This window comes from Streptomyces sp. NBC_00353, assembly GCF_036108815.1.
In the GTDB taxonomy this organism is placed as follows: domain Bacteria; phylum Actinomycetota; class Actinomycetes; order Streptomycetales; family Streptomycetaceae; genus Streptomyces.
This window is the reverse complement of sequence record NZ_CP107985.1, coordinates 6,535,142-6,547,403: the sequence shown is the minus strand read 5'-3', so window position 1 is coordinate 6,547,403 and position 12,262 is coordinate 6,535,142. Positions and strand designations below refer to the sequence as shown.

Annotated in this window: 12 protein-coding genes; 6 read left to right on the top strand and 6 right to left on the bottom strand. The window is 71.4% G+C overall.

The features are described from left to right. Positions 1-89: 89 nt before the first annotated feature. Entirely contained in the window at positions 90-485 is a 396-nt protein-coding gene (locus OHA88_RS29515) for a TOBE domain-containing protein (RefSeq protein ID WP_030921540.1), read from the top strand. A gap of 60 nt (positions 486-545) precedes the next feature. Here the strand turns inward: OHA88_RS29515 and OHA88_RS29510 are convergent, their stop codons facing one another. Then, complete coding sequence (locus OHA88_RS29510; RefSeq protein ID WP_267005099.1) at positions 546-1,010, bottom strand: molybdopterin-dependent oxidoreductase; 465 nt, start codon at positions 1,008-1,010, stop codon at positions 546-548. A 151-nt stretch (positions 1,011-1,161) separates the two neighbouring features. Here OHA88_RS29510 and OHA88_RS29505 point away from each other — a divergent pair, with 151 nt between their 5' ends. The 5 genes from OHA88_RS29505 to OHA88_RS29485 all read left to right on the top strand — a co-directional run bounded on the left by OHA88_RS29505 (position 1,162) and on the right by OHA88_RS29485 (position 4,440). Beyond that, complete coding sequence (locus OHA88_RS29505; RefSeq protein WP_328627740.1) at positions 1,162-1,326, top strand: hypothetical protein; 165 nt, start codon at positions 1,162-1,164, stop codon at positions 1,324-1,326. Then, positions 1,326-2,156, top strand: coding sequence for a molybdate ABC transporter substrate-binding protein (gene modA / locus OHA88_RS29500; RefSeq protein ID WP_328627739.1), 831 nt, complete (start codon positions 1,326-1,328; stop codon positions 2,154-2,156). Before OHA88_RS29505 ends, modA begins: the two co-directional genes overlap by 1 nt. After that, positions 2,153-3,010, top strand: coding sequence for a molybdate ABC transporter permease subunit (gene modB, locus OHA88_RS29495; protein WP_328627738.1), 858 nt, complete (start codon positions 2,153-2,155; stop codon positions 3,008-3,010). The genes modA and modB overlap by 4 nt, the downstream gene beginning before the upstream one ends. Next, on the top strand, positions 3,007-4,098 hold the full coding sequence (locus OHA88_RS29490) for an ABC transporter ATP-binding protein (RefSeq protein ID WP_328627737.1): 1,092 nt from the start codon (positions 3,007-3,009) through the stop codon (positions 4,096-4,098). The genes modB and OHA88_RS29490 overlap by 4 nt, the downstream gene beginning before the upstream one ends. A gap of 168 nt (positions 4,099-4,266) precedes the next feature. Continuing rightward, on the top strand, positions 4,267-4,440 hold the full coding sequence (locus OHA88_RS29485) for a hypothetical protein (protein WP_328627736.1): 174 nt from the start codon (positions 4,267-4,269) through the stop codon (positions 4,438-4,440). A 154-nt stretch (positions 4,441-4,594) separates the two neighbouring features. Here the strand turns inward: OHA88_RS29485 and OHA88_RS29480 are convergent, their stop codons facing one another. From OHA88_RS29480 to OHA88_RS29460, 5 genes are all read right to left on the bottom strand, one after another. Further along, positions 4,595-7,636 (bottom strand): SpoIIE family protein phosphatase, encoded by a 3,042-nt coding sequence (locus tag OHA88_RS29480; protein WP_328627735.1) that lies wholly within the window; start codon positions 7,634-7,636, stop codon positions 4,595-4,597. Between the two features lie 259 nt (positions 7,637-7,895). Further along, positions 7,896-8,528: a response regulator transcription factor gene (locus tag OHA88_RS29475; RefSeq protein ID WP_328627734.1), complete on the bottom strand. Its 633-nt coding sequence runs from the start codon at positions 8,526-8,528 to the stop codon at positions 7,896-7,898. Then, positions 8,528-9,838, bottom strand: coding sequence for a sensor histidine kinase (locus OHA88_RS29470; protein ID WP_328627733.1), 1,311 nt, complete (start codon positions 9,836-9,838; stop codon positions 8,528-8,530). Before OHA88_RS29470 ends, OHA88_RS29475 begins: the two co-directional genes overlap by 1 nt. Positions 9,839-10,014: 176 nt before the next feature. Continuing rightward, positions 10,015-10,473 carry an anthrone oxygenase family protein gene (locus tag OHA88_RS29465; RefSeq protein ID WP_328629824.1) on the bottom strand — a complete coding sequence of 153 codons (459 nt, stop codon included), beginning with the start codon at positions 10,471-10,473 and terminating at the stop codon, positions 10,015-10,017. Positions 10,474-10,597: 124 nt separating this feature from the next. Next, on the bottom strand, positions 10,598-12,211 hold the full coding sequence (locus OHA88_RS29460; RefSeq protein ID WP_328627732.1) for a vWA domain-containing protein: 1,614 nt from the start codon (positions 12,209-12,211) through the stop codon (positions 10,598-10,600). Positions 12,212-12,262: the final 51 nt, after the last annotated feature.

Here is a 12,262-nt window from a genome sequence, read left to right as displayed (position 1 = left end):
TCGGCGACAACGTCGCAGTTCCGGCGCGCGATCGGCGCGCGCCGGGGCCTGTTTGGGTCCCGCGGGTGAGTGCACCTATGTTGGCGCACATGCAGTCCTACACAATCGGCCAGGCCGCCCGGCTGCTGGGCGTGAGTCCCGACACCGCACGGCGGTGGGCGGACGCCGGCCGGGTGGCGACCCACCGGGACGAGGGTGGGCGGCGGCTCATCGACGGCAAGGATCTGGCCGCCTTCTCCGTGGAACTCGCCAAGACCGGGAGTGGCGAGGAGGACGCCTCGTACACCTCGGTCCGCAACGCCTTCCCCGGCATCGTCACCGCGGTGAAGCTCGGCGATATCGCGGCCCAGGTGGAGATCCAGGCCGGTCCGCACCGACTGGTCTCGCTGCTGACCCGGGAGGCCGTGGAGGAGCTGGGCCTGGAGGTCGGTATGGAGGCCACCGCCCGTGTGAAGTCGACGAACGTGCACATCGACCGCGCCTGACGCGGCGCTCACGGGCGGCGGCCCCGTGGATCACGCGTCAACTCCGCTCGCTCGCCGGTGTCACGTCCACGAGGTGTAACCACCGTCCACGCGTATCGCGTTGATGCCGCTGATGTGCCGGGCCCCGCAGCGGTCCTGAGGCAGCACGAGCTGAGGTCCGGCACGGTCGAGCGGGGCGTCGTCGATGCTGACCGCGAGCAGGACGGCGGCACGGCCGAAGTCCGGGTCGATCTCCGCCCAGGAGAGCAGGGCGTGGTGGCCGTCCGCGCCCGTCACGGCGATCAGGAAGCGAAGGCGGTCCTTGCGCCGAGCCGGGTCGAAGGCGGGACCGGCGGCGGACAGGACGTCGTGCAGCAGCGGTCCCGTGAAGCCGTGGTGCTGGATGCCGCTGGTCGCGCACTCGAAGCTGACCCTCACGCGATGCTGGGGCCAGGCGAGCAGGTCGGACACGGTCAGCCGGGCCGGGCGCGCGAGGTCCCCGGTCAGGGCGAGCTCCGCCACCGGATCGGCAACCCGTTCCGTCAAGGGCCGGCTCACTGGCCATCACCTCCCCGGATGACGGTACCCGGACCGCAGCCCCGTACAAACGCACATGCCCACCCCGTTCACAAACCGTCCAGCTCATGCAATGCAACAGGAGACTTCCTCCTTGCATCTGCGGCAGTATCATCCCCATGTGCATGCCCACCGGATCGGGGAGGCGGCTGCCTTGACGGGCGTCGGTGTCGACGCGCTCGGGCGCCGGGTCGACGGCGGCAGGCTGCACGCCGAGCGCGACGAGCCGGGCCGCCGGATCGTCCTCGGACCGGACAGAGAAGAATCAGAGGGAGTGGACCCGTGATGACCCGTTCCGCACGCCGGACCCGCCGGACCCTGCAGGTGGCCGTTGCAGGTACCGCTGCGCTGCTGGCACTGAGCGCCTGCTCCTCGTCCGACGACTCGTCGGCCAAGTCGGACTCGTCCGCCTCGGCGCCCACGGACTCGTCGAAGAAGCTGTCCGGCACGGTGACGGTGTTCGCCGCCGCCTCGCTCAAGGAGAGCTTCACGACCCTCGGCGAGGAGTTCGAGAAGGACCACCCCGGCACGAAGGTCACCTTCAACTTCGGCGGCAGCGACACCCTCGCCGCCGGCATCACGGGTGGCGCCCCGGCCGACGTCTTCGCCGCCGCCAGCCCCAAGACCATGGCGATCGTCACCGACGCGAAGGACGCGTCCGGCACCCCGTCCACCTTCGTACGCAACCAGCTGGAGATCGCCACCCTGCCGGGCAACCCCGACAAGGTCTCCTCCCTCAAGGACCTCACCAAGGCCGGTCTCAAGGTCGTCCTGTGCGACAAGACCGTGCCGTGCGGCGCCGCCGCGCAGAAGGCCCTCGACGCCAGCAAGCTGAAGCTCACCCCCGTCTCGTACGAGCAGGACGTCAAGAGCGCCCTGACCAAGGTCGAGCTGAAGGAGGCCGACGCCGCGGTCGTCTACAAGACCGACGTGAAGGCAGCGGGTGACAAGGTGGAGGGCGTGGAGTTCCCCGAGTCGGCCGACGCCGTCAACGACTACCCGATCGCCCTGCTCAAGGACGCGCCCAACGCCGACGCGGCAAAGGCATTCATCGAACTGGTGCAGTCCGCCGAGGGCCAGAAGGTCCTGACCGAGGCCGGGTTCCTCAAGCCGTGACCTCGTTCGACAAGTCCGACGCCGCGGTCGAGCCCGTCCCGGGCGGGCCGCGGCGCGGGCGCGTCCGGCGCCGCCGCGCGGGGGTTCCGCTCCCGCTGCTGGTGCCCGCACTGATCGGCCTGGCGTTCCTGCTGCTGCCCCTGGTCGCACTGCTCGTACGGGCGCCGTGGCGCAGCCTGCCCGACCAGCTGACCAGTGCGGAGGTCTGGCAGTCGCTGCAGCTGTCCCTGGTCTGCGCCACCGCGGCAACAGCGGTGAGCCTGGTCATCGGTGTGCCGCTGGCCTGGTTGCTGGCACGTACGGACTTCCCCGGACGCGGCCTCGTACGCGCCCTGGTGACCCTGCCGCTCGTCCTGCCCCCGGTGGTGGGCGGTGTGGCACTGCTGATGGCTCTCGGCCGCAACGGCGTCGTGGGCCAGTGGCTGGACTCGTGGTTCGGGATCACTCTGCCGTTCACCACGGCCGGGGTCGTGGTCGCGGAGGCGTTCGTCGCGATGCCGTTCCTCGTCATCAGCGTGGAGGGCACACTGCGGGCGGCCGACCCTCGCTACGAGGAGGCCGCCACGACCCTGGGCGCTTCCCGCTTCACCGCGTTCCGCCGGGTCACCCTGCCGCTGATCGCCCCCGGCATCGCGGCCGGCTCCGTGCTGGCATGGGCGCGCGCGCTGGGCGAGTTCGGCGCGACGATCACCTTCGCCGGCAACTTCCCGGGCCGTACACAGACGATGCCGCTGGCCGTCTACCTGGCGTTGCAGAGCGACCCGGCCGCGGCGATCGCGCTCAGTCTGGTGCTGCTGGCCGTGTCGATCGCGGTGCTGGCCGGCCTGCGGGACCGTTGGATGACGGCGTCATGACCCACATCGACAGCGCCACCGCCGGCCCCGTCTCCGACGCCGTACGCCGAGACGGCCTCGACGCCCGTCTCGTCGTGGAGCGCAGTTCCTTCCGACTCGACGTGGCGTTGACCGCCGCGCCCGGTGACGTCGTCGCGCTGCTCGGGCCCAACGGTGCCGGGAAGACCACCGCGCTGCGCGCGCTGGCCGGGCTCACCCCGCTCACCGGCGGTCATCTGCGCCTCGACGGGGCCTCGTTGGACCGTACGCCGCCCGAGTCCCGTCCGGTCGGCGTGGTCTTCCAGGACTATCTGCTCTTCCCGCACCTTTCCGCCCTGGACAACGTCGCCTTCGGCCCCCGTTGCCAGGGCGCGTCCAAGGCCGAGGCCCGCGCGCAGGCCGCGCAGTGGCTGGACCGCATGGGCCTCGCCGACCATGCCGGCGCCAGACCCCGCCGCCTCTCCGGCGGCCAGGCCCAGCGCGTCGCCCTGGCTCGCGCTCTGGCCACCCACCCCCGGCTGCTGCTGCTCGACGAACCACTCGCCGCACTGGACGCCCGGACCCGTCTGGATGTGCGCGCTCAACTGCGACGCCACCTCACCGAGTTCGAGGCAGTCGCCGTGCTGGTCACGCATGACCCGCTGGATGCCATGGTCCTCGCCGACCGGCTCGTCGTCATCGAGCACGGCCGCATCGTCCAGGAGGGCGCTCCCTCCGACATCGCCCGTCATCCGCGTACGGACTACATCGCCCAGCTGGTCGGCCTGAACCTCTACAGGGGGCGGGCCGAGGGCCACACCGTACGACTCGACGCGGGACCCGCGATCACCACCACCGAGGACCTCACCGGCCCCGCCTTCGTCGCCTTCCCGCCGGGTGCCGTGACCCTGTACCGCGACCGCCCCACCGGCTCCAGCGCGCGCAACCTGTGGCGGTGCGAGGTGGCCGGCCTGGAAACCCACGGCGATCAGATCCGCGCGGACCTCACCGGCGAACTCCCCCTCGCCGCCGACCTGACCACGGTCGCCGCGGCCGAGCTCGACCTCCACCCGGGCGCCACGGTCTGGGCAACGGTCAAAGCGGCCCAGACGCACGCCTACCCCGCCTGACCACAGCGCAGGCGCCCCGATGGGCCGCCCGGCGACATCCGGTGGCGATCCGGACCGACCCGGCGACCTCGCACACAACAATGCCCGAAATGCGACGTTCGTACTCACATGCGAATCTGATAGTGGCCGATTTTCCGAGAACGACAGCCGCTAACAGGAGGCACGATCGTGAGCAAGAAACAGAGCCGGCAGAACCGTGGTGCCCGCACTGGCGGCCATGAACGCAGCGCTGCTGCGGAGACGAAGGAGCAGCAGCCGCAGACGACGGCCACGCCCGACACGGTGCGCTCGATATCGGAGCCGGTGTCCCACAGGAAGCAGCGAAAGTTCGGCCACAACTGATCTCCAGCGGTCGACCGCCACACACGGAGACCGCAGTGTCGGCGCACCCCTGAGGGGCCACCGTATGGGCCCCCTCAGGGGCGTTTCTTGCGTTCGAAGGCGTCTTGCGTTCGAAGGACGGACCGCTGCCGGCCGGCACCCGGCTGAAGGGCGGTCAGGGCACCGGCTGTTCGGTCCAGATGCACTTGCCGGTGGCCGTGTAGCGGGCGCCCCAGCGCTGGGCGAGGGCGGCGACCAGCTGCAGCCCGCGGCCGCCCTCGTCGGTCTCGGTGGCGTGCCGGATGCGGGGCGTGGTCAGGCTGCCGTCGGAGACCTCGCAGATCAGGCCCTCCGCGCGCAGCAGCCGGAGTCCGATGGGGCTTCGGCCGTACCGGACGGCGTTCCCGACCAGCTCGCTGACCAGGAGTTCCGCGGTCATGGCGAGCTCGTCGAGCTGCCAGTCGGCCAGCTGGTCCCGGACGTGGTTGCGGGCCTCCTGTGCGGCGATCGGGCCGTCGGAGAGGACCCAGCCGGCGATCGACTCGGCGGGTATCGCGCGGGTGCGGGCGACGAGCAGCGCGGCATCGTCCGTGAGCTGCTGGCCCGGCAGCAGCTCGGCCAGGATGTCGTCGCAGAGCCGCTCCAGTGATGCCGCCTCGTCCTGGTCCTGTACGGCGGCAGCGGCGGTGGCCAGCGCCTTCGTCAGGTGGGACATGCCCCGGTCGATGTCCCGGGTTGCGGATTCGATCAGCCCGTCCGTGTAGAGCACGAGCAGGCTGCCCTCCTCCAGGACCGCTTCGGTGGTCTCGAACGGCGGCAGAGCGGCGCCCAGCGGCGGGTCCGGTGGGCGGGTGAGGAACTCGGTGGTGCCGTCCGGGTGCACGACCGCCGGCGGGGGGTGCCCGGCAGAGCCGAACGTGCACGTGCGGGTGACGGGGTCGTACACGGCGTACAGGCAGGTGGCGTAGAAGTCGTCACCGAGGTCGTTGACCACGTCGTTCAGGCGGTTGAGGAGCTCTTCGGGCGCGAAGTCGAGATCGGCGAGCGTGTGGACGGCGGTGCGCAGCCGGCCCATGGTAGCCGCCTGGGACAGGCCGTGCCCCATCACATCGCCGATGACCAGCGCCACCCGGGCGCCGGAGAGCGGGATCACGTCGTACCAGTCGCCGCCCACCTCGACGCCCTCGTTGGCGGGCAGATAGCGGGCGGCGGAGGCGACGGCCGGCAGCGTGGGCAGTACTTCCGGCAGCAGACCGCGCTGGAGCTCCTGGGCCCTGGTGTGCTCGGCGTCGAACAGCCGGGCGCGTTCGATGGCCTGTGCCATCAGCCCGCTGAGCGTGATGAGCAGGGCCCGCTCCTCCCCGCTGAGGTGGCGCGGTTCGGTGAAGGAGATGACGCAGCACCCGGTGAAACGCCCGGAGACGATCAGCGGCAGGAAGGCCCAGGCGGACTTGTTGATCGCCGCGGGGGAGTCGACCCTGTCGGGATAGCGCTCGACGTAGTCCTCCGCCGAGTCGATGAAGGTCGGCTTCCTGGTGCGGTGCACCTCCTCGACCGGGGTGATGTCGTTGACCGGCACCCCGTCGACCCGGTCGAGAAACGATTGCGGGTATCCGACCGCCCCGGCGACCCGTACGGTCTCGTCCTCGATGAGGTGGAAGACGAGGCCGGAGGCGCCGAACGGTGCCATGACCCGCTCGGCAGTGGCGTTCACGACGTCCTGCATGGTCAGGGCCTCGGCGAGCGCGCCGGTCAGCTCGGTGATACGGGCGGTGCGGTCGGCCGTGACGCGTTCCGCCGTGGCGGACTCCGCCTCCTGCGACCGGATCTCGGTGACATCGCTGGCGTACACCGTCAGGCCGTCCGGCATCGGAACCAGCCGCATGTGGTACCAGCGTCGGTTGGTCGGCCACCGCACGTCGAATCCGCCCGGTGTGCCGCTTTCGGCGGCCCGCCGGTAGGCCGTTTCCAGGCCGAGTTCCACGGCGTCGACGCCGATCTCGTCGAGGGCGTCCCACAGGATCCGGCCGAGGAGGTCGTGCGAGGCGCCGAGGAACCGCTCCGCCTCCACATTGACGAAGGTGATCCGCCACCCGCTGTCGACCGCGAAGAACGCTTCACTCATGTGCAGCAGCGCGCGGCTCACCGAGTCCCGGGCGATCCGGCTCTCAGTGGTGTCCCACACCGTGCCGACCATGCGGGCGGGCTGACCGTCCTCCCCCGGCAGGACCCGGCCCCGCGCGCTGACCCAGCCCGCGGTCCCGTCCGGGCGGCAGATCCGGTACTCCACAGCGGACACCCGGCGGTTGCGGATCGCCTGCTCGATCTCGACGAGCAGCCAGGGCAGGTCGTCGGCGTGGACCAGTTGGGTCCACGTCTCGAAAGTCTGTTTCGAGGACTCCCCCTCCATGCCGAGGATGGCGAGGGTCGACTCGTCCCACACTTGCTCCCCGGTGGCCAGGTCCCACTCCCAGGAACCCATCTTGAGAGCTTCCAGCGCCTGCCGCAGCAGGGTGGCGGACGGCTCCCTCGGCAGCCGGGAGACGGGCTTCTCGCGCAGCCGACCCGCTTCGGTCCGGTCCGGCCCCGTCCACTGGTCCCGCAGCCGCAGGGCGGCCCAGGCGGCCAGCACCTCGACGGCCCCGCGCTGCCACGGCGTGGGCTGCCCCTTGCCGACAGTGAGCACGGACAGCGCGCCGGCCGTCCCGCCCGGGGTGAGCAGCGGAACGGCCAGCAGTCCACTCCCGTCGGGCAGCGCGGAGGTGGGTGACCACGGGGCGGAACCGTGGGGGTGGTTACCGACAGTGTCTCCGGGGGCCGATTCGTGTGTGCTGTCGAGTGAGTCGCCCTGCGTGGAGTCACCCTGCGTGCCGGGCTCCGTGGAGACCTCCGCGGCACGGGCCGGGTCGTCATCGGCTGCGGGCATCCATACCGATGCGCCGCCGCTCACCGCCCGGGCGGGCGCGGTCACGCTGTGCTCCTCGATCTCTTCCCAGTCCTGGGCCACGGTGCGGACCAGCCCGCTGCTCGCCATCAGCAACAGCCCCCGGCCCCCGGGGCCCCGCACATGCACCATTCCGCCCAGGCCACCCGCCTCCGTCACCGCGTGCTCCAGCGCGAAATTGAGCAGATCGGCACCCGTGAGTTCCGCACCTGCTTCAATGATCATCCGAAGTCGCGCCGCGCCGGCCTCGTCCATGAGGAGCTGTTCAGCCATCGCTCACTTCCCTCCGCGAACCCGCGTAGGGCAGGACACCCGGATTGAGTGGTATTTCCTTTTCAGTGTACTGACGAGTCGCCCATGCGTAACGCTGAGACATCGCCCGGCCGAAGGCGCCGAAATGCGGCACCGCCTGCTCCCAGGGCGTGCCGCCCCTCACCGGGACGACCTCCGCGAGCTGGGCGACACAAGCCGCTCTGGCCAGGTGGCCACGCCTCCCCGGTCGAAGGGCGAACCGGTCCGGCCAGGGGCCGGGTTACGCGCGCAGGAAGGCCAGCACCGCCAGGACCCTTCGGTGCGTCTCGTCGGCCGGTGGCAGGTCCAGCTTGGCGAGGATGTTGCCGATGTGTTTGCCCACTGCGGCCTCCGAGACCACCAGCTCTGCGGCGATCGCCCCGTTCGACCTGCCCTGGGCGACCAGCGCCAGCACTTCCCGCTCCCGGGCGGTGAGCCGCTCCAGCGGATCGCGGCGGCGGCGCAGGAGTTGGCGTACGACCTCCGGGTCGACGACCGTGCCGCCGTCGGCGACCTCCCGCAGTGCGTCGACGAACTCCTCGACCTGACCGACCCGGTCCTTGAGCAGATAGCCGACGCCGGATCCGTCGCCCGAGTCGAGGAGGTCGGCGGCGTACGTACGCTGCACATACTGGCTGAGCACCAGCACCGGCAGAGCGGGCTGCTCGGCGCGGAGCTCCACCGCCGCGCGCAGCCCCTCGTCCTGGAAGCCGGGCGGCATCCGGACATCGGTCACGACAATGTCCGGCGCGTGCGCGGCGACGGCCGCGAGGAGTCCTTCCGCGTCACCGACGGCGGCGACAACCTCATGGCCGCAGCGGGTGAGCAGTCCGATGAGGCCCTCGCGCAGCAGCACGCTGTCCTCGGCCAGCACTACCCGGAGCGATCGGTCCGTTCGCGGGGAAGGCAGGGAACGCAAGGAATCTCCACGCGCAAGAGGGTCGGGCCGCCGGGCGGGCTGGACAGCGCAAGTCTGCCATCCAGTACGGACACCCGGTCGGCGAGGCCGGTCAGTCCCGTTCCTCCGCCGCCCGTTCGCGCACCGCCGCGGCCGTCGTCACGAATCTCCAGGAACAGCCGGCCCGCCGCGTGGCCGCCCGTCACTTCGGCGCGGCTCGCGCCGCTGTGCCTGGCGACGTTCGCCAGAGCCTCGCAGACCACGAAGTACGCGGCCGCCTCGACGGCTTCCGGGTACCGGTCGGGCAGTGCCAGGTCAAGGTCGACGGGTGTCGACGACCGGTCTGCCGCGTCGGCGACGGCCGCCTCCAGGCCGTAGTCGGCCAGCACTTTGGGGTGGATGCCGTGGATCAGCTCGCGCAGTTCGGCGAGCGCCCGGCCCGCCTCCTGATGAGCCTTGGCCAGCTGGTCGGCGAGGGGGCCGGGCGGGGCGTCGAGGCGGGCGAGTCCGAGGGTCATGGTGAGTGCGACGATGCGCTGCTGGGCGCCGTCGTGCAGGTCGCGTTCGATACGGCGGCGTTCCGCCTCGAAGGCGTCGACCAACCGGACGCGGGATCGGGTGAGTTCGGTGACTCTGTCCCCCAACTCGCTTCTGCGGTCGCCGATCAGAAGCTGAGTCAGTTCCGCCTGCGCTCCGGCCAGCAGGCCGAGGACGCAGCAGCCGAGCGCGAGGAGTACGAGACCGGCGGCCGCGGTGGCGAAGGCTTCGGGCCAGCCGCTGACCGTCCACTGCTTCACCACGCGGGCCTCTTCGCCGTTCCCGTACAGCTGCATCACCGCGGGGGTGGACATCAGGGACAGCGGCACGGCCGCACAGGCGGTCAGCGCGAGGGCGTCGAGCGGCCAGAGGACCACGGCGAGCAGCAGCGCGTACCCGAGTTCCCGCCAGGTGGCCTGCTCCCGGTAGCGGTACGTCAGCCAGCTCCACAGGCCCGGCTCGGCCGGCCGGCGGTGCGGATCGGGCGCCGGGGACCGGTCGATCAGGCGGAGCCTGCCCCGCTCCATGGCTCCCACCGGAATGCCGCAGAGGGCCGTCAGAGCGAGCAGCGGCAGCCCGACCGCCACGAGGGAGAGCGCGCCGCCGAGCACCACGCCCAGCGTGATCACGACGAGTACGAGGATGCCTGCGAGGGCTCCGCTCAGCAGGTATCCGGCCGACCGCCAGGGCCAGGACGACAGCAGATAGCGGGGGCTCGCCAGGGCCTGCCACACATTCCGGGGGCGCATGGCCTCACCGTAGAAGACGCCGATCCGCCCGGACCATCCGTGCTGCCGGAGTCCCGGAGGTAGGGCCGGCCCTACCTCCGGGACTCGCTGCGGGGGTGAAGCCGAGGACTTGGGGATGTGCCGGACGTCGCGGGCCCGCCGCGATCCGCCGGACATCCCCACCCCCTGGGCCCGCCCTACACGGCTGCGGCGACCAACAGCGCGAACGCCCCCGTCGACAGCACGGTGCGGATCCGGTGGAGAGTGTTCCAGCGGGACTCGAAGGCCCGGCGGGCCGCGCCGTCGTCGCCGTCCTCGGATGCCGCGAGTGCCGAGTTGAGCGGGATGTTGCCGCTGACGGTGACGAGATGGCTGAGCACCGCGCAGGCCAGAGCGCCCACGACGAGACCGCCCTCGGCGGAGGTCCGGCCGTCGACCGGTACGACGAGGGCGGCGACCGGGAAGGCGATCACCCCGAGGAAGAGGACGAGGAACAGCGGCCCCGGCACCTTCTCGTTGAAGCGGCGCATCGCGGCGGCGAACTGGTCGTCCGGCAGCGGCTTGAGGCCGGGCATGATCCCGATCATGAAGCACACCAGGAAGCCGGCGTAGAGGCCGGTGGTGAAGGTGGCGAGCGCGAGCAGCAGGGAGGCCATGCCCCACATCATGGCGTGGCGGGGCGGGCTCTGCGGTGCCATTTCCGCAAGGCCGCCGCTCGGCCCCGCCCCCTTGTCCGCCATCCGCCCGCCCCGGCTCGCCGCCCTCCGGGATCTCCCGCGGTCAGTCCATCTCGCCCTCCTGCTGTCCCCCGCCGTCCGATCCGCTGCCGCCCTTGAGCCCGTCCGCCCTGGCGATCGCGGTCGCCAGCTTCCGGACCGAGCTGTCCTCCGTGTCGGTCGCCAACTCGGATGCCCGATCGGCGAGTTCACCGAGGCCCGGCTGACCCGGCAGCTTGCCGCCGCGCAGGTCCTCCGCGAAGTACGCAGCCACCGCGGCCACCTGGAGGCGCCTGCCGCTGTCGCCGCCCCACAGCCTGCCGTCGATCGCGCCGGTCTCGACCGATCCGGACCGCTCGTGCGGCGCCCGCGTCTTCGGGTCCAGCCAGCGCACCGTCGCGGTCGCCACATGTCCGGCGGCGCCGTCGCGGAGCCGTACGGCGTAGAGCGCCGTCACCGTGTGGCCGGGGCCGATCTCGCCGCCGTCCACGCTGTCGTCGCGGAAGTCGTCGTCGGCGACCTTCCGGTCCTCGTAGCCGATGAGCTTGAACTGCTGGACGGTCTTCGGGTCGAAGGCGACCTGGGCCTTGGCGTCGCGTGCCCGCAGTTCGATGTGGGCGGGGAGCTGGTCGACGAAGACCTTTCGCGCCTGGGCCTCGTCGGCGATGTACGTGGTGTGGCCGTCGCCCTTGTTGGTGAGGCGTTCCATCAGTTCGTCGCCGTAGTCGCTGCCGACGCCGACGCCGAAGAGGGTGATGCCGTAGTCGCGGCGGGCGGCGTCGATCCGTTCGAGGATGGCGTCGGCGTCGGTCTCGCCGGTGTTGGCGAGGGCGTCGGAGAGCAGGACGACCCGGTTGTTGGCGCCTTCGCGATGGCCGTCGACCGCCTCCTCGTAGCCGCGCCGGATGCCTGCCTCCACATTGGTGGAGTCGGTGGGTTCCATGGAGTCGACGGCGTCGTGGATCCTTCCGCGGTGGTCCCGCAGCCGGGTCATCGGCAGCAGGGTCTTCGCCTCGTCGCTGAAGGTGACCAGGGAGACGGAGTCGTCGTCGCGGAGTTCGTCGGTGAGGAGGGCGAGGGACTTCTTCACCAGGTCGAGGCGGCCGGGTTCGGCCATCGAGCCGGAGATGTCGACCACGAAGGTGAGCGCGGCGGCCGGGCGTTCGCCGTGCTCGTCCGCGACGCGGGTGGCCAGACCGACGCGTACGAGCGACCAGTCGCCGGCCCGCGCACCGTCTCCCTCGCCGGTGTCCGTCCGGGCTCCGTCGACCGTCACCGAGAAGCCGTTGCCGGCCGGCCGACGGTAGCCCTGGCGGAAGCTGTTGACGAACTCCTCGGGCCGTACGGTCTCCGCTCCCGGCAGTTCGCCGTCGGCGAGCTTGCGGCGCGCGTACCCGTAACTGGCGGTGTCCACGTCCAGTGCGAACGTGGACAGATAGTCCGGCGCCACGGGCTTCTGCCGCCCGTCCTCCGCGTTCTGCGCGCCGTCGTCCGACGCGCCGGGGGCCGGCGCGGGCGCGACCTGGCCGCCCTCGCTCGTCCCTCGCTTACCGCTCGCGCGGTCGACCGCCGAGTCGTTCGTGCTCCCCCCGCCCCCGCAGCCGGTGAGCAGCACCCCGCCCACCAGAAGCAGACCCAACGTCCTTGCGTATGTCCCTCTGTACGTCCGGCGTTCCATTCCCTGCCCCCAACGTCGTGTCAGCACTTGTGAATGTGACGTTCGGGACGG